This window comes from Clostridium sp. L2-50 (assembly GCF_000154245.1).
In the GTDB taxonomy this organism is placed as follows: Bacteria; Bacillota; Clostridia; order Lachnospirales; family Lachnospiraceae; genus Coprococcus.
In genome coordinates this window covers 19,365-36,350 of sequence record NZ_DS480318.1, presented here as the reverse complement: position 1 = coordinate 36,350, position 16,986 = coordinate 19,365, and the positions used below count along the sequence as shown (strand labels likewise).

General features: G+C 40.6%; 13 protein-coding genes and 1 other RNA gene. 2 read left to right on the top strand and 12 right to left on the bottom strand.

Going from position 1 to position 16,986, the window contains the following annotated elements; translation table 11 throughout:
• Nucleotides 1–298: 298 nt before the first annotated feature.
• Nucleotides 299–1,012 carry a hypothetical protein gene (locus CLOL250_RS05570; protein ID WP_008401254.1) on the bottom strand — a complete coding sequence of 238 codons (714 nt, stop codon included), beginning with the start codon at nt 1,010–1,012 and terminating at the stop codon, nt 299–301.
• 185 nt (nt 1,013–1,197) lie between these two features.
• Here CLOL250_RS05570 and rnpB point away from each other — a divergent pair.
• An RNA gene (rnpB, locus tag CLOL250_RS13355) (RNase P RNA component class A) lies at nt 1,198–1,548 on the top strand.
• 324 nt (nt 1,549–1,872) lie between these two features.
• On the opposite strand, the gene CLOL250_RS05565 is transcribed toward rnpB, so the two are convergent.
• The 9 genes from CLOL250_RS05565 to CLOL250_RS05525 all read right to left on the bottom strand — a co-directional run bounded on the left by CLOL250_RS05565 (nt 1,873) and on the right by CLOL250_RS05525 (nt 12,254).
• Nucleotides 1,873–2,874: a uridine kinase family protein gene (locus tag CLOL250_RS05565; RefSeq protein ID WP_049941087.1), complete on the bottom strand. Its 1,002-nt coding sequence runs from the start codon at nt 2,872–2,874 to the stop codon at nt 1,873–1,875.
• A gap of 67 nt (nt 2,875–2,941) precedes the next feature.
• Nucleotides 2,942–3,766: a class I SAM-dependent methyltransferase gene (locus tag CLOL250_RS05560; protein ID WP_008401252.1), complete on the bottom strand. Its 825-nt coding sequence runs from the start codon at nt 3,764–3,766 to the stop codon at nt 2,942–2,944.
• Between the two features lie 18 nt (nt 3,767–3,784).
• The gene (gene rpoD / locus CLOL250_RS05555) at nt 3,785–4,918 is read right to left on the bottom strand and encodes an RNA polymerase sigma factor RpoD (protein WP_008401251.1); all 1,134 of its coding nucleotides are present in this window, start codon (nt 4,916–4,918) and stop codon (nt 3,785–3,787) included.
• A gap of 40 nt (nt 4,919–4,958) precedes the next feature.
• On the bottom strand, nt 4,959–6,728 hold the full coding sequence (gene dnaG / locus CLOL250_RS05550; RefSeq protein ID WP_008401250.1) for a DNA primase: 1,770 nt from the start codon (nt 6,726–6,728) through the stop codon (nt 4,959–4,961).
• Nucleotides 6,729–6,886: 158 nt separating this feature from the next.
• Entirely contained in the window at nt 6,887–7,894 is a 1,008-nt protein-coding gene (locus tag CLOL250_RS05545) for a deoxyguanosinetriphosphate triphosphohydrolase (RefSeq protein WP_008401249.1), read from the bottom strand.
• A gap of 122 nt (nt 7,895–8,016) precedes the next feature.
• Nucleotides 8,017–8,769, bottom strand: coding sequence for a YesL family protein (locus tag CLOL250_RS05540; protein ID WP_008401248.1), 753 nt, complete (start codon nt 8,767–8,769; stop codon nt 8,017–8,019).
• Nucleotides 8,770–8,901: 132 nt separating this feature from the next.
• On the bottom strand, nt 8,902–9,771 hold the full coding sequence (locus CLOL250_RS05535) for a carbohydrate ABC transporter permease (protein WP_008401247.1): 870 nt from the start codon (nt 9,769–9,771) through the stop codon (nt 8,902–8,904).
• The gene (locus tag CLOL250_RS05530; protein ID WP_008401246.1) at nt 9,772–10,716 is read right to left on the bottom strand and encodes a carbohydrate ABC transporter permease; all 945 of its coding nucleotides are present in this window, start codon (nt 10,714–10,716) and stop codon (nt 9,772–9,774) included. It abuts the gene before it with no gap.
• Between the two features lie 104 nt (nt 10,717–10,820).
• Nucleotides 10,821–12,254, bottom strand: coding sequence for an ABC transporter substrate-binding protein (locus CLOL250_RS05525; protein ID WP_008401245.1), 1,434 nt, complete (start codon nt 12,252–12,254; stop codon nt 10,821–10,823).
• 661 nt (nt 12,255–12,915) lie between these two features.
• Here CLOL250_RS05525 and CLOL250_RS05520 point away from each other — a divergent pair.
• Complete coding sequence (locus CLOL250_RS05520) at nt 12,916–13,923, top strand: hypothetical protein (protein WP_008401243.1); 1,008 nt, start codon at nt 12,916–12,918, stop codon at nt 13,921–13,923.
• Between the two features lie 270 nt (nt 13,924–14,193).
• Here CLOL250_RS05520 and CLOL250_RS05515 read toward each other — a convergent pair whose 3' ends face one another.
• Complete coding sequence (locus tag CLOL250_RS05515; RefSeq protein WP_008401241.1) at nt 14,194–15,177, bottom strand: CPBP family intramembrane glutamic endopeptidase; 984 nt, start codon at nt 15,175–15,177, stop codon at nt 14,194–14,196.
• Between the two features lie 36 nt (nt 15,178–15,213).
• Nucleotides 15,214–16,845, bottom strand: a complete 1,632-nt coding sequence (locus tag CLOL250_RS05510) for an ABC-F family ATP-binding cassette domain-containing protein (protein WP_008401240.1) — start codon at nt 16,843–16,845, stop codon at nt 15,214–15,216.
• Nucleotides 16,846–16,986 lie beyond the last annotated feature (141 nt).

The window sequence follows — 16,986 nt, the reverse complement described above, 5'->3', positions numbered from 1 at the left end:
CGCAGATATTGTTATTCCGTATAAACATACAGAAGGAATTCTGCCCCGGATACAACCAACCACTATAATATGACATAAGCGAGGATTTCGAAATAAGATGCACATTGCCAGTAAATGCGGGCGCTTGTTCGAGCCAAAGGCGAGTTAGCGCAGGAGCATTTACGAATCGGGCATGTGCAGCGAATCGAAACCGCAGCGAGTCATTTATAGTGGTTGGTTGTATCCGGGGCAGAACCCCTTCTATATGTTTTGTAATAAATAACAATATCCGCATAAATTACAAAAAAGATTTTCAGTATTAGATCATTCCCTTGATGTACAGAATGCTGCTTGTAATTCTTCCACCGGAATGTTTTACATAGTCACGGTATTCTTCGTAGCTGATGTAGTATTTTTTGCCCCAGGATGAAACGATCAGATACTCATGACCTGATATTTCTTCTACCCCTGTCACAACTACATAATGACTGTGAACATTCTTTTTCATGGATGCAAGCATACGTCCATCCTTTTCCACATACATATGGATTCCTTTATCGCCAAATACATTCGGGATATTCGGTCCGATTGATAATACAACCGGTTTATTCTTACGGATCAAATGCCGGATCTGCTTCATCATTTCCTCATCTGACAAAAACAATCTCCATCTTGCACGAAGTCCGATGTCATTCAGCATAAAATATCGGTTCAATGTATTCATTAACGTCACACCTGTCATTCCTTTATACCACAGAAAAAAAACATAATGCTTATAGAACCATTTTACATATGCAAGATAGTCATTTTTATTATATAAGCCCTTCGGCTTGTTGATTTTGCGAATTGCATCTGTCATAAGCCCCGGGTTCTGTTCTGCAAGATAGATTGATATATCTGCCAAAGCAATTACACCACATCCTACCTTCTGCATCTTCTTACTCCTGCACCATGACTGATTTCCGCCATAGCTGATTGTATTCATATTTTTTATTCTAATATATTCTTTATTTAACAGATAATTATTCTCCATATATTTCACCCTCTTATATCAAATCTTTGACAATATATATTATCAGGCTTCTATAGAGAGATTATAACACCCATCTGCCATCACTTCAACAATTTTTTATACCATGAGAAGTAGTTTTTAAAACCATGTTTTTTGTTTCTTTATTTTCCCCTTTACTTTTTGTGTTCATTCTGCTATAAAAGTAATGAGCTGGACAAGTGATCGCGGCTGTCATATGACAGGTGAGGAAAGTCCGGGCTTCGCAGGGCAGGGTGCCGGATAACGTCCGGTGGAGGAAACTCCCAGGCTAGTGCAACAGAAATAAACCGCCATGTACATGGTAAGGGTGGAAAGGCGAGGTAAGAGCTCACCGCTGCTTCTGGTAACAGAACAGGCTCTGTAAACCCCACTCGAAGCAAGACCAAAAAAGCAGCTTCGGCTGTGAGACGAATGGCTGCCCGTCAAGTCTCAGGTAGGTCGCTTGAGCTTTATGGTAACATAAAGCCTAGATAGATGATCACTCTCGACATAACCCGGCTTATCGTCCAGCTTTTATATGATGACGATAAATGGGCTGGCTATATATGTATTTCACAGAACGCTCGCGTTCTATTTTCTACATAGCGGTTCTAAACTCTCCGCTTTTCAAGCGGCTCGTTAAGTACCGACGTAGAAAAAGGTCTGTTTCATACATATATAGCCAGCCCATTTATCTGTTCATTGACTTATACAAAGTGAGAGATAACTTACATATCCCAATAGTAATGTTATCTCCCATTTTGTATACAACAGATTATATGCTATTTATATAAAGAAATACGATAACTTCTTCTCTGTCTTTGATTATAAATATTTGTTTCTTAAAAGCTCTTTCTTCATCCTCAGACTTTAAAACAGCCTCCGCCGATAAACTCACGTAAAATCGAGTTCAACGGAACAATGGTATCTTCCAGAGTTACAAAACGATCAGTCAATTCTTTCAGGCGTAATGCATCTGAATAAAACGGCGACTTCTCCGATACCTCCGTCAGTAATGGATTTATATATTTTTTTAATACAGAATATTCATACAACAACCCGGAATTGAACATAACATCAGCATTACTCTCATATGGAAATATATACCGTTCTTCACCCTGTCTGACAGATTTCCACATTGAAAGTGTTCGTTCTATATTGTGCCCGCGAGTTCGGTTATCTCGAACGATCCTGCGGATCAAACGACTGTCTATGGTAGATATCTTATCATCTGTATCGATCGTCAACTGGTTTAACGGGCTGATATATATACGATATTTATCCTCATCGGGCAATGCATATAACATCTTCGGATTCAATGAATGGATTCCCTCAAGCACAAGCACATCCTGATCTCCGATCCGCAAATTATCTCCCTTATACAATCTTCTTCCATTTAAGAAATCAAATTCGGGAAGTTCGACCGTTTCCCCCTGAAGCAGCATCTGCATATCATGGTTCAACAGTTCCACATCCACCGCTTCCAGACATTCAAAATTGTAGTTTCCATTTTCATCCTTTGGATTATCTTTCCGATTGACAAAATAATTATCTACTGCAATCGGATGCGGATGCAATCCAAGTGCCCGAAGTTGTATACTAAGGCGATGCGAAAATGTCGTCTTGCCGGCAGAACTTGGTCCTGCGATCAATATGATCTTTTTCTTTTCTTTGCGTATGTTTCTCGCAATATCATAAATCGTATTCTGCTGCATGGCTTCACACACAAGGATCAACTCCATACCTTTACCCGCTTCTACGATCTCATTGAGCTTCTCTACCGAATCAGCGCCTACACGAATCGCCCATTTCTTTGCAAGCTCCTTTAAAGTCAGCACGCTGTTATGTATCGCTTTTTCGCTCATATCCTTAATAAACCTCCAAAACATTCTGTTAACAGAGTATGCCGACATTTAAATGTCCGGCTCTCTGTTATCCATCTATGCTGTACACCTGTTTCAAAACTGCACAGATGGTCTTTTGTTCTGCTTTTATTGTTTTCAGACGTTTTGCGGCATTCTCCGTATTCTTACCACTCAGGCTGTCAATCAACCCTGCTGTTGTATCTCTCTGTTTTACCAGCCACGACCGCAAAACCGGATCTTTCTTTCGCAACAGGTTTCCACCATACATATAGCACCAGTCCTCTGCAAAATCTAAATTATCTGCCTTATCTGTCCACGCCACATCTGCAGGTTGTTCATCGTGTTGTGGTAAATCTCCATTCCACACATCAGGCTGTGGCAAATCGATCATACATTCATCCGCCTGTAGCATCCTCTGAATCCGTACATCCAAAAGATTATAATATTTTCCGGCATCGATCAACATTTGTTCATCTGCAAGATGGTACCCCTTTTCTGCCAGATATCGCCTGACCTTTTCAATATCCGACTGTGGTTGAAGCACAAGCTGATCACAACGTGTGACCACCTCTTCGCCGCGTTCCAGAATGTCGATCATCAACATACCGCCCATTCCAGCCAGAACAACAGCATTTACCTCGCCCGGTACGATTGTATCAAGCCCGTCGCCCATACGTATCTCTATCTGATTCGCCAGGTTCATTGCCTCTATATTCCGTTTTGCGATCGTGATCGGTCCTCGTCTGACATCGGATGCGATCACCCGTTTTGTTCTGTGCTGTTCTATCAGATATATCGATACAAATGCATGATCGCAGCCGATATCTCCGACTGCATCACATGGCTGTATCATATCCGCAACCGACTGCATCCGTTTCGACAGTTCTATCATATGCTCTCCATCCCTATTTTAGTATATATAATCTCTCAGTTTTCTGCTTCTGCTTGGATGTCTTAACTTCCGAAGAGCCTTTGCCTCGATCTGACGGATACGCTCTCTGGTTACGTTGAATTCTTTACCAACCTCTTCCAGCGTTCTTGCCCTGCCGTCTTCAAGACCAAAACGAAGCGTAAGCACCTTCTTTTCACGTTCGGTCAATGTATCAAGTACCTCTACCAGCTGTTCCTTCAATAAGGTAAATGCAGCAGCATCTGCCGGAACAGGCATATTATCATCCGGAATAAAATCACCCAGATGGCTGTCTTCCTCCTCACCGATAGGTGTCTCTAAGGATACAGGCTCCTGTGAAATCTTCAGGATCTCACGTACACGCTCAACAGGAATATCCATAACATCTGCAATCTCCTCCGGCTGTGGTTCTCTTCCAAGCTCCTGTAATAACTGTCTGGATACACGGATAAGCTTATTGATTGTCTCTACCATATGAACCGGAATACGGATTGTTCTCGCCTGATCCGCAATTGCTCTTGTGATCGCCTGACGGATCCACCATGTTGCATATGTGGAGAACTTATATCCCTTTCTATAATCAAACTTCTCTACTGCCTTGATCAGGCCAAGATTTCCTTCCTGAATCAGATCGAGGAAAAGCATACCACGTCCAACATAACGCTTTGCAATGCTGACAACCAGACGAAGATTTGCTTCTGCAAGCTTCTGCTTTGCCTGCTCATCTCCTTCTTCCATACGTTTTGCCAGTTCGATTTCTTCCTCAGCACTCAGAAGCGGTACTTTACCGATCTCTTTCAGATACATTCTGACAGGATCTTCAATACTGACCCCATCCGGTACAGAGATATCGATTTTATCTACATCTACATCCTCTTCCAGATCATCCAGCAGAAGTTCCTCATCGTCATCCTCTTCTGTGATTGTCAAAATATCTACATTATGGCTCTCTAAAAATGAAAAGATCTGTTCCATCCGTTCCAGATTCAGCTCAATTTCTTTTGCATCATTAAAGTAACGGATAATCTCTGTATCTTCAATTACCATCTTTTTCTTTTTTGCCATCTCCAGTAAGCCCTGAAGCTTCGCCTGAAATTTCTCTTCAATCTGCTCTTTATTCTCTTTTGATTCCATAAACCATGATCCTCCATAAATATATAATAGTTTATCCACTTTATAATGAAATATGCAGCTTCGTAAGATCCGCCTTGGCACGTATGAGATTCTGCATCTCTTTTATATCATTTGTCTTTGCCAGTTTATCTTCTATACTGCTTAATCTTATCTTTTTCACAACATCTGTCACCGCATTGTTGATTTCTTCCTGCGTCATGTCAATTCCGATATTCGTCTGAAGCATCTCTGCCACCAGACGTTGTTCCTCTATCGACTCAAATGTTGTTACGATACTTGCCGGTTCCACCTTCCCGTTTTCCCGATATTGTGAAAACAGCTTGTCTGCCACCACACGGTAAACGCCATCTTCAAAACTGGTTTCATCAATGATACCGTCCAGCTTCTGAAATAAGCCCGGTTCATTGACCATCCATGTCAAAAGCAGCTTCATCGGCTTATTCTTTGCCGGATCGGCAGCTCTGCTTTCATGCTCTGCCCGTCGTTCTTCCCGTTCTACGATCTCCAAACGCGGAACACCTGCAATTCCATATTTGTGTACCAGATCTGTAAGACCTGTCTTATCAATATGGTATAGATTCGATACTGCTTCGATATAATTATTACGTTCCAGCACTTCTTCTATCTGTGCCAGTCGTTTTGCTGTCTCATTGTGGAAGGAGGTTCGCTCCTCCGGATCATTCAGATTATACTGTTCAGACAACATCCGCACCTCAAACATGATCGCACTCTCTGCCTTCTGTATCCGTTCCTCAAACGCTTCACTTCCAAGTGTCTGAATAAATTCATCCGGATCTTTATGCGGTCGCATATTGATGACTCTCGCAGATATTCCTACCTCTCGCATAATCGAAATAACCTTTAGCGTGGCTGCAACACCCGCACCATCACTGTCATATGCCAGATATACTTCATTCGTATATCGTTTCAATATATTCGCATGTCCAAAGGTAAATGCTGTTCCCAGCGACGCTACCGCATTATCAAATCCTGCCTGATGCATGGATATGACATCCATGTAGCCCTCGCAGCAGATAAACCCTTTTCGTCGGCTTCTCCTGGCAATATTCATTGCAAACAGATTCCGACTCTTATCAAATACAACTGTATCACTGGTGTTGATATACTTTGGCTTTCCATCACCCATAACTCGTCCGCCAAAGCCGATCACCTTGCCATTAATATCCAGAATCGGTATCATCGCACGATTCCAGAATTTATCCGATCCGCCATTTTTCTCATCGATCACTACCAGACCGGAATCCTTTAACTCAGAATCGGAATACCCTTTACCTTTCAGATATCGATACAAGTCATCCCGGTAAACATCGGCATACCCAAGTCCAAATCGATCGATCGTTTCATCCGAAAGTCCTCTGCCTTTAAAATATTCATAGGCTTTCTTTCCATGTTCAGTATGCCTCATAATATAGTGAAAATACGCTGCCGCTGTCTTATTCATATCCCGTAGCAGTATTTTATATTTTTCTCTTGATGCATCCTGTCCTGACTGACTGCTTTCAGGCAGTGTCATTCCTGCCTTATCAGCCAGATACTGTACTGCTTCCGGGAACGACATATTCTCATATTCCATGATAAATGTAAATACATTTCCCCCGGCACCACATCCAAAACAGTGATACAGCTGCTTGTCCCGATCCACCTTAAAAGACGGTGTCTTTTCATGATGAAATGGGCAACAGGCTTCAAATGTCCTTCCTTTTTTTCTGAGGCTGACATATCCCGATATCACATTCACGATATCATTTCTGGATATCACCTCATCTATGACCTCATCTGAATAGTACAACGACTACCCTTCCTTTCCAATTAAATAATTTTCCATCTATCTGTTCGTTATCCTAATATAAAACGTAATCATATACAGATTACAGGGATTAACTCTGTCACCACACCATTCGCTCTCGTTGTAAACATATATATTGCAAACTTGACAATGATGTTATCTCAAATACCCTTCCACGCACCCGGAACATAGATCTTCTTAAATGTTTCGATCGCATAATTATCCGTCATACCTGCTATATAATCACAGATTACGGTCGTAAGATCCTCCCCCATATAGAGCATTTCTATGCTTTCATTATTCAGCCTCGATTGATCTTCTCTGTAATAATCAAATAATATCTCTAGTAACTTTTCTGCTTTTACTTCTTCTCTTTTTGCCACAGGATTCGTATACAGATATTCAAACATATATCTGCGAAGCGCTGATAACGCCTCACCGATCTCTTCTGACATCCGAACTGTATCCGTTTCATAACTGGTATCAATCACATCATGGATCAGACAGTCCAATCGATCTCTGGTATTGTTGCCAAGTACCTTAACGATACTAACCGGGAGATCGGATTCTTTCATAATTCCACCTCGAATTGCATCATCCATATCATGATTTACATATGCAATCTTATCTGCCAACCGGACGATTTTTCCTTCCAATGTTGCCGGCGTACAGGATGTCTTATGATTCAACATTCCATCTCTGACTTCCCATGTCAGATTCAACCCTGCTCCCCTTTTCTCCAGTTTTTCCACCACACGCACACTCTGTTCATTATGCTGAAACGACCTGCCGGAACATCTGGACAATGCCCGTTCTCCTGCATGTCCAAATGGTGTATGCCCCAGATCATGACCAAGTGCGATTGCTTCTGTCAGATCCTCATTCAGACGAAGCGATCTTGCGATCGTTCTTGCAATCTGCGCCACCTCAAGGGTATGTGTAAGTCTCGTTCTGTAATGATCATCTCCCGGTGACAGGAATACTTGTGTCTTATGCTTCAGGCGACGGAACGCCTTACAGTGAATGATCCTATCTCTGTCCCTCTGATAGACCGTCCGAAGATCACACTGTTCTTCCTTCTTGTCCCTGCCTCTGCTCTGATCACTGAATGATGCATATGGGCTCAGGATCTCATGTTCTTGTCGCTCCTGTTTTTCACGAATCAGCATATTTTACCATCCTCCATGGTCAATATAACGAATATAGCAAAAAAGTCCGTACAATTTTATTATTCTACAGACTTTTTCATTTTCCTTTATTTTATTATTAAAGAAACTATTTTGTTTTTCTTTTATTTTCCCTCTTCATCCACTGATTCCGATTCATCCGGTTCAGCTTCCTTCGCTGCTTCTTCCGCAGCTTTTCTCTCCTTCTCTGCAGTATCAATGATTCTTTGTTCATTCAACCGGAATATCTTTCGTATCGTATGCGTTGTTCCCCACGCAATTGCCCCAAACAAAAGTAACAGCCACATATACCAGATACTCACAAACACAACCGGATATTTCACACAGATAAATATCGGAACAAACCATGCGATAACGACCTTTACCCATGACCACAGGTAGGTTATTGAAAGTACCATTGCATTTCTTACCGTGATACTCAACGCATTATTATACCTTGCAATTAACGGAAATAAAAACGGTACAACAAGTGCAACTAATACTGCCTCAATTATAAGCACAAATGTATAAAATGTTGAAATAAACCCTGTCACCCGCTTGATCATAATATATTCAGCCAACATTACAGCAACTGCAACGAGCAACAGTAAAAACGCAATCGTAGATTGTTTGAAACTACGCTTAAACTCATGAATGAAACCAGAAACAACAGTTTCCTCTTCATCTTCCTGAAGTCGGATGCACATTGCATACAATGCAGTAAATGATGCACCAATCGTAAAAATCGGAATACATCCTATTACAAAACAAATATTCAGTGCAAACATTGTTCCAAATGCATCCATTGCGCGTCTCAAAAACGGTTCTTTATCCCTTCCGCTATTCTTGTTGTCTTGATTGTTTGTCATTTCATTCATCAAATTTTCCTCATAAACAAAAATATAGAGAACCTGCTACAGCAGCTTCTCCTCACTTATTCAGTATATATAATGTGGGTATCGATCGCCCATGGCTTCCGATACCTACATTATATTTTATAAAAGACCTCTTTACTCCTTTACACCACCAAGTGCTACACCTGCGATAATGTACTTAGAAAGGAAGAAGTACATAACCAGAATTGGAAGTACTGTAGTGAAAAGTCCACAGTAAATCTGACCCCAGTCTCTTGACTTATCATTTGCCTTTAACGCTGAAACGTACATAGGCATTGTCTGCTTCTGTCTCTCTGTTGCAAGAATAATTGAAGGTGTATACAGGTTATTCCATGATGCAACGAATCCGAAGATCGCCTGTGTTGCCATAGCCGGTTTCAACAGCGGAAGTACAATCGTATTGAATGTATGAATTTCTCCCGATCCATCGATTCTGGCTGCTTCAACGATCTCAACTGAAAGACCTGTTTCCATGTACTGCTTCATGAAATAAACAGTAGTAGGAGCAGCGATTGCCGGAATAATCAGTGATAAGAATGATCCGTATAAGTGTGTTAAGTTACAAATCTTAATGAAACCAACGATTGATACCTGCTGAGGAATCATCATGATCGCATATATAAAGCCCCATGCAAACTTCTTTAACTTGAAGTTATATACTGTAACTGCATAAGCTGTTAATGATCCGAAATAGATCTGCAATGCTGTAGCCGGAACAGTAACCAGTAAAGAGTTTAACATAGCCTGAAGTACGTTAACACCACTTGTTTTTTCACTACCTGCTAACAAACCTTTGAAGTTTGTAATAAATTCTCCACCCGGTATTAATTTAATACCTGTAACAATTTCTGTTGACTTTAAAGTAGAGTTAATGATCAAAATATAAAATGGCAATATTGACAGGAAACAAAGCAAGATACAAACGACGTATCTGACAATCTTGCCTCCTGATACTTTTGATTCTGTCTGATCCACTTTGTTCACCTACCTTCCATCCTTTGATGATTTTTCTGCTGTTAATCTGTAGAACAGTAAGCTGATAATCAGTGTGAATGCAAAAAGCATAACTGAATATGCAGCGGCTTTACCATAATCCTGTGTACCTCCGGCACTTACATACTTCTTAATCAGCATTACGACTGTTGTTGTTGAATTAACGGATGATCCACTGCCTGTTACAACTACAGGACCGCCCTCATTGAACAACTGAGGAATATCGTACATCTGTAAACCACCGATAGCTGATGTTACAAGTGTATACTGTAAGATCGGCTTTAACAATGGAAGTGTAATCTTGAAGAACTGCTGTTTAGATGAAGCACCATCTACGCTTGCAGCCTCATACAGGGATGGGTTAATACCTAAGATACCTGCACAAAGAACGATCATTGTATTACCATACCACATCCAGAACTGAATGAAAGCAATGATGATCAATGATGCCCAGCCATGATTTAAGATACCACCCTTATCACACCAGCCAAGGTCTTTGAAAATAGTCGTGATAGGACCATTAACCTCGAACAGACCGTAGAATAATACGGCGATTGTAGCTGCTGTAATAATGTTAGGCATATACATGATAACCTTGTAAATACCACTTCCCTTTAACTTGATCTTGATGTCTGTAAACCATGCAGCAAGAAGTAAAGCCAATAAAATCTGTGGAATGAAGTTTAAGATCCACAGAACAACTGTTACCATTAATGACTGCCAGAACTCGCTACCAGTCTTTGCAAATACATAGTTTGTAAAGTTTCCAAGACCAACTGTCTCAGTTACATATCTACCATTTTTAGCGGAATAGATTAATGAATTATAAAAAGTATAAAGAAGAGGATACAGCTGAAAAACTAAGAATACAAGAAAGAATGGAATGAGAAACAGTAATCCATATTTTCCATATTCAACTGTCTTATTCTTTTTCATTGTGTAAGAGCACCCCCTAAAAATTAATTGTTTATAGTACACACGCACCAGCAACTTTCATTACTGATGCGTGCAAATTGTGTTACTTAATCAGTTTTTAGGGATTATTCAGCTGAAATACCTAATTCTGATGCACACTTATCCTGGATATACTTAACAGCTTCATCAACTGATTTGTATGTTCCTGAATTGTATGCTGTAGAAGCTTCATCAATAAATGCCTTGATTGAAGCATCCTGGTATGTTAAGTTGCTGAGGTTAATACCTTCTGCTGATGCTGCCCATACTTCGATAGGATTCTGACCACCAAGGAATTTAGCTGCTGCATTGTCAGCGCTAAGTTCGCCAGCGATAAGTCTAGCATTAGCTTCTTTGTTGTTTACACAGTCACCTGTCTTGTTTGTGATTTCAACACCTACGTCTGGATCACATGTTAATTCGTAAAGAAGGAATGCAGCTAACTCAGGGTTATTTGTATCCTTACCTACACATACATATGTACCGCCCCAGTGATAAGATGTAGGGCCTGTAACAGCTCCCCAGTTACCATCTGTAGCACCATTACCCTGCATTGAACCAATGAACCAAGGACATCCGAAGTAGCAGAATACCTTAGAATCATCCTTCATATCTGCTGCCCATGAATTATCCCACATAGATGTGTTGTTTGAATATTCACCATCGTAAATCTTCTTAGCTGTCTCAAGATACTCTGTAACTGACTTGTCAAGTGTAAGAGTTTCCTTTGAACCATCATCTGTTACCCAAGGCTGTGACTGAGTATCCCAGATAGCATACTTAACATCAGGAGCACCAGACACGATCTTGTATCCAGCAGCCTTTAATGTCTCAGCTGTCTCGAAGAACTTATCCCATGAAGCAAGTGCTTCCTGAACCTTTGCAGGATCATCTGTTCCAAGAACTTCCTTAGCGATGTCTCTTCTGTAGTATACAGAACCTGCTGTTGCCTGCCATGTTACACACTTAAGCTCGCCGTTTGTTGTACCATACTGCTTAGCGAAGTCGTATGAGTTAGCAAGCATCTCATCTGTGAAACCTAAGTCATACAGATTAGCCGTCTTTGAATCATCCTCTGACCAGTACTTAGCTACATCGTTATCAGCTGGGATAAGTGTAGGATACTTGTCTCCGCTTGTAAGAGCTGTATCAATAGCTGTCTTGTAGTCATCTGATGTTCCACCAAGACCAAGTGTTACGAACTCAACGTAATCCTTGTACTCTGGGAACTTGTCAAGAACGATGTTCAGCTTCTTTGAGAAATCTTCATCCCATGAATAAGCGTAGATCTTCTTGCTGTCATCCCATCCATCTGTGCTAGGAGCTTCAATCTTAGCTGCTCCTGAAGCGTCCTCTGATGATGCTTCTTCTGATGATGCATCCTCTGATGATGCTGCCTCTGATGTTGCTTCTGATGATTTTGGCTCTGTTGTTGAATCATCCTTGTCACCACATGCAACAAGTGATAATCCCATAGCAAGTGCTAATGAAAGAGCCAATGCTTTTTTGATTTTTCTCACAAAAAAACCCTCCTTTTAAAATATGTGTGCTATTCCTTTCATTCATACTTCTGCGGATTGACATCTGCATCTGTATTATTTACTGGAATGCCTGCCACTTTTATACATGATCTGATTAACTTATCATTTACACAATATGTCAAACATGATTATGTATGTGGCTTTCTTAAGATATTATTGACAAATTTCCTTGTCAACATAGGCTTATTATAGGACATATTATCTAATTTGGCAAGTCCTTTTTTATTCTTTTTTATCTTTTTTGTACATTTTTAAATTTTCGTTAAAAAAAATTTACCAATTTGCGACATGGGGTATTTATACTATTTCTACAATTTTAGCTCAATTGACATACAATTTAAACTTTTTCTTTTCCTTTGTCTCATTTTTCACATTGTTGCATTTCTCTTTCTATATAACTCTGTCTGTACACAATAGTCAATGCGTATTTGTTAAAATGTATACGTTTTTACCACAACACACATCGCCAATTCTGTTTTTATCAGGTACTCATCTTTATGATCTGCTAAATACATATTCTTTATATTTCATTTCTTATATTTTCATTCTTTTTTCATACTCTTTACCATACCTGCTCCTTTTTATCCATTTCCATCTGTGTTATACTTATCATTATTATATAAGAAGAAAAGGAAACAATATGGGCAACAGTAAAAAGAAAAAGAAGAAAAGCAACAATGTCGCCGCAAATTCTCAGGCGCAGGTAAAAAAACAGACTGCTGTACAAACAGCAAAACCGGCTAAGGCACAAAATATCGAAACCAAACAGGAAACTGTCAATACTCAGACTGCCGTCGAAAAGAAGGAACCGGCAAAAGCACAGAATATTGAAAACAAACAGGATCAGCCGCACGAGTTCAAAGATCCCCGCAAGGTTCCACCAAAGGAAGATCTTAAGATTGAGGACAAACTGGAATTTGCAACGATGTCCCGTAAAGAGCGCCGGGCAGCAAAAAGAAAACGATTAAAGGAAACTACCGAAGGAATGACCTTTGTGCAAAAGTTACAATACTTTTTATATGCATATAAGATGGAGATCCTGTTGCCGCTGATCGTGATCATCGCAATCAGTCTGATCGTAGTTGCATTCTTCCGTGGCAACAAACCGATTGCACTCTCCTATGCAGTTGTAAACTGCGAAGATCTGGAAGCACTTGATTCCTCTGTCATAGAAACTGATTATTGGAACTACTATGGTTTTGATGACAATTATCAGTTTCAGAAGGTTCTGGATCTGAAGTATGATCCAAGCACCAGCACCAATGAAGTATCCAAAGATGCCGAAAGCGGAAACTACATTGCATTTCCTACTCTATGTGATGAAAACTACTACGATATTATCATTACAAATAAACGCGGGTTGGAATACCTAAGTGAAAGTTCGATCATTCATACACTGGGTGAAGCCTTACCTTCCGATCTGTATGATATTTTCACTGCTGATTATAATGATCAGATCACAACTTCTCCTGCTTACACAGGAAAGAGTGCTCCATACGCGATCAACATCAGTGATACCGACTTTGCAAAGAAGTTGAATCCGGGCTACGATGATGTCTACATCTGTTTCCCCGGCGTATCCGAAGACAACCAGAAGCGTGTCAAGCAGATCTGTAACTTCATCTTCGATCTCGGATTGGAGCTATAAATAATACCTATATAGAAGGAGATCACACAGGGCTGTCTCCAGAGCGATCCGTTATATGAATATACCCACTATAAATGACTTGCTGCGGTTTCTGCTCGCAACACATGCCTGATTCGTAAATACTTCTGTGCTAACTCGCCTTCGGCTCAGACAAGCACCCGTATTTACTGGCAATGTGTTGCTTGCGACGAAATCCTCGCAAACGTCATATTATAGTGGATATATTCATACAACGGATTCACTCCGGAGGCAGCCCTGTGTGATCTTCTTCTATTCAGCTATATTCTGTTTTGTTTCTTTTCTATTATAGTAAAACATTCCGAGGACTAAGACTACTGCCATCACGATGGTTGCCACAATGCTGCCCTCCATGCCGAATTTACCGCCCGTCAGGAATATATTTCCCGGTTTGATCTCAGAGGAAAGAACAGCACTTCCTACATTGGTTCCGCTGACAGAGATTCCATAGAAGGTTCCCTGCACAAAATTCCACATACTATGGTAGCCTGCCGCACCCCAGATATCATTTGTTTTTATCACATAGAGTGACAGGAATATTCCGATCAACATCAGATTGAAGAAAGCAAGAACTGTAAGTCCGGGATTTAGCATATGGCAGAATGCAAATGCCAGTGAATTCACAAGAACAGCTTTTACTGCCGAGCTTCGTTTCATCAGACTTATCATAAAATATCCGCGGAATGCAATCTCCTCACTGAAGCCCTGTACCAGAAATCCGATAAAATATAAAAGCACGATCAGCAGATTGCAGTTCTGATTCCATCCCTTAATATCTACAAATCCAAGAGCAACACCTGCAAGTACGCAAAGAGAAAAGGATATCGCACCAACAAGCAAGCCCTGTACATAATGCTTTGCTCCATCTTTCTTAATAATTCCCATGGAATAATAGGAGCGCTTTTCTATCTTATTACAATAGACCAGAACAGAAATGATCAGGATCAGTGTACAGAATAATGTAAGTATATACATTCCGTCTGTCATATTGGTTGCCAATTCCATCATATCTGAAAATGATGAATCGTCATTTAAAAACAGCCGCTGCAGTTGGTCGAACATTTCCACATCCGACAGAAACAGATACATTTCATATATCGCAGGGATCAAACCTGCAATAAAGCTTCCGATCAGGAATACCAGAATAAACCGCCATATTTCCTTGCCAAACGAATAAATCTTTCCTTCTTCGCCTGCCCGTTTTGCAATCTCAGGCTTTTCTAATCTCATCTTCATATGAAACACCCCTGTCTGCCATCTTTACTTCTATTCTTAATCTTCTCCATCAACATCCATGTTCATGATCTGACGTTTTCTTGCAAGCTCATCATTTGCCAGATATTCATCATATGTTGTCTGCTTATCGATCAGACCTGTATTGGTAAGCTCGATAATACGATTTGCTGTTGTCTGTACGAACTGATGATCCTGTGATGAGAACAGAATAACACCCGGGAACTTGATCAGTCCATTATTCAATGCTGTAATAGATTCCATATCCAGATGGTTTGTAGGCTCATCTAAGATCAGGCAGTTTGGAGCCATGATCATTAGCTTGGATAACATACAACGAACCTTTTCTCCACCGGACAGAACCTTTACCTTCTTAACACCATCGTCGCCGGCAAATAACATTCTTCCAAGGAAGCCTCGTACATAAGTTGCATCCTTTTCTTCCGAATACTGTGTCAGCCAGTCTACGATGATCAGGTCATTATCGAATTCCTTTGTGTTGTCCTTCGGAAAATAACCCTGTGAAGTTGTAACGCCCCACTTGAAGCTTCCTTCATCCGGCTTTTCTTCTCCCGCAAGGATCTTGAACAGCATTGTTGTTGCCTTTGTATTTGGTCCGACAAATGCAATCTTGTCATCATGTCCTACTGTAAACGATACATCATCTAACAGTTTCTCGCCTTCTACTGTCTTTGAAATATGAGATACGGTCAATACTTCATTTCCGATCTCTCTCTTTGGGCGGAAATCAATATATGGGTATTTACGGCTGGATGGCTTGATATCATCCAGTTCGATCTTTTCCAGTGCTCTCTTTCTGGAGGTTGCCTGTTTGGACTTGGAAGCATTTGCCGAGAATCTCTGAATGAATTCCTGTAATTCCTTGATCTTCTCTTCCTTCTTCTTATTTGCTTCTTTCATCTGCTTGATCATCAACTGACTGGACTCATACCAGAAATCATAGTTACCGGCATATAACTGGATCTTTGCATAATCGATATCGGCGATCTGAGTACATACCTTATTCAAGAAATAACGGTCATGGGATACCACGATAACGGTATTCTCAAAGTTGATCAGGAATTCCTCCAACCATGCGATCGCATCCATATCCAGATGGTTCGTAGGCTCATCGAGAAGAAGAACGTCAGGATTGCCAAATAACGCCTGCGCAAGCAGTGCCTTAACCTTCAGTCCACCATCCAAATCTTTCATCATCATATAATGATATTCTGTATCCACACCAAGGCCATTTAGCAAAGTCTCCGCATCGGATTCTGCTTCCCATCCGTTCATATCAGCAAATTCGCCCTCAAGTTCGGAAGCACGGATACCATCTTCATCTGTAAAATCTTCTTTTGCATAGATCGCATCTTTTTCTTTCATGATCTCATACAGGCGCTTGTTTCCCATGATAACAGTATCGAGTACTGTGTATTCATCGAACTTGTAGTGATCCTGCTGTAATACAGACAGACGCTCCCCCTCATCCATTGTGACATCACCCTTTGATGGTTCGATCTCTCCTGAAAGGATCTTCAAAAAGGTTGATTTACCGGCTCCGTTTGCTCCGATCAGTCCGTAGCAGTTACCCGGTACAAATTTAATATTTACATCTTCAAATAAAGCTTTCTTTCCAAATCTTAATGTTACGTTATTTGCACTTATCATCGATACACATACCTTTCCATTTTTCTAATCTAAAAGTATATCAACTAGTTGAATATGTGTCAATTATGAAAAGAACGTATGCACCTGAAAAAAGCCGGAAAAGGCTAATTTGGCAAGTCTTTTCCGGCTGACCGGTCAGGG

Excerpts from the sequence above, each read along its gene's own strand:
- rpoD (WP_008401251.1), bottom strand. The coding sequence starts at position 4,918 with ATGGAATCAAAAGAGAATAAAGAGCAGATTGAAGAGAAATTTCAGGCG.
- CLOL250_RS05545 (WP_008401249.1), bottom strand. The coding sequence starts at position 7,894 with ATGCTGATTCGTGAAAAACAGGAGCGACAAGAACATGAGATCCTGAGC.
- CLOL250_RS05540 (WP_008401248.1), bottom strand. The coding sequence starts at position 8,769 with ATGAATGAAATGACAAACAATCAAGACAACAAGAATAGCGGAAGGGAT.
- CLOL250_RS05565 (WP_049941087.1), bottom strand. The coding sequence starts at position 2,874 with ATGAGCGAAAAAGCGATACATAACAGCGTGCTGACTTTAAAGGAGCTT.
- CLOL250_RS05560 (WP_008401252.1), bottom strand. The coding sequence starts at position 3,766 with ATGATAGAACTGTCGAAACGGATGCAGTCGGTTGCGGATATGATACAG.
- CLOL250_RS05510 (WP_008401240.1), bottom strand. The coding sequence starts at position 16,845 with ATGATAAGTGCAAATAACGTAACATTAAGATTTGGAAAGAAAGCTTTA.
- CLOL250_RS05570 (WP_008401254.1), bottom strand. The coding sequence starts at position 1,012 with ATGGAGAATAATTATCTGTTAAATAAAGAATATATTAGAATAAAAAAT.
- CLOL250_RS05520 (WP_008401243.1), top strand. The coding sequence starts at position 12,916 with ATGGGCAACAGTAAAAAGAAAAAGAAGAAAAGCAACAATGTCGCCGCA.
- CLOL250_RS05530 (WP_008401246.1), bottom strand. The coding sequence starts at position 10,716 with ATGAAAAAGAATAAGACAGTTGAATATGGAAAATATGGATTACTGTTT.
- CLOL250_RS05515 (WP_008401241.1), bottom strand. The coding sequence starts at position 15,177 with ATGAAGATGAGATTAGAAAAGCCTGAGATTGCAAAACGGGCAGGCGAA.